1 protein-coding gene is annotated in these 722 nt (G+C 74.9%); it reads right to left on the bottom strand.

Translation table 11 applies throughout. The features are described from left to right. Nucleotides 1–486: DnaJ family domain-containing protein (locus AC2W7G_RS17735; protein WP_485869592.1), on the bottom strand; the 486-nt coding region annotated here is incomplete at its 3' end. Nucleotides 487–722: the final 236 nt, after the last annotated feature.

The raw sequence follows: 722 nt of genomic DNA, 5'->3' as shown, positions 1-722 counted from the left end.
GCTCGTGCCAGGCCGCCACCTCGGCGTCCACGTGGCGCAGCGGCGTGATGACCGGGGGACCGCCGAGCAGCTGGCGCCGCGCGTCGCGGACCCGGGCGTTGAAGTCGTCCAGGTGCGCCGGACGGCCTTCTCGGTGGTCAGCGCGTCGAGGGTCTCGACCAGGACGGCGTCCTCCCTGCGCAGGGCGAGGGCCGGCGGCATCGCGCCGCTGACGTCCTCGCGCTCGGCCAGCCGCTTGATCCACCAGTCCGGGTCGTACGGCTGCTGCAGGGCGGGGATGGGCTTGCCGGCGTACTCCAGGTCGTCGAACTCGCCGCGGTCGATCGCCGACTGCACCTGCGCCTCGACCCACCGGCCCCGGTGCTGGGCGCGCAGCGAGCGGCGCTTCTCGGTCTCGGCCTCGTCGTCCTGGCGCTCGTCGTCGTCCCGCGCCTCCTGCTCGAGGCGCAGGCGGTACTCGTGCAACCGCCGGTCGCGCTCGGACATCGTCACCTCCTGCCTGCTCCACGCTAGCCAGCATCCGGTGATCCGGCGCGCCGCGCCGAGCCCGGACGACGGACGTACGGTGACGACGTGTCCGTCCTGCTGCTGCCGAGCCCGCTGCTGCCGGCCCAGGCGTACGACCCGCTCGTGGCCGCGCTCGCCCGGACGCACCCGGACGTCACGGCGGCTGACGGTGCGGACGCCCGATCGGGCTGGCAGGCTGGTCTTCGCGCTGGGCC

It is taken from the genome of Aeromicrobium sp. PFPM2_SD2 (assembly GCF_057364525.1).
This window is presented reverse-complemented; position numbering and strand designations above follow the sequence as displayed.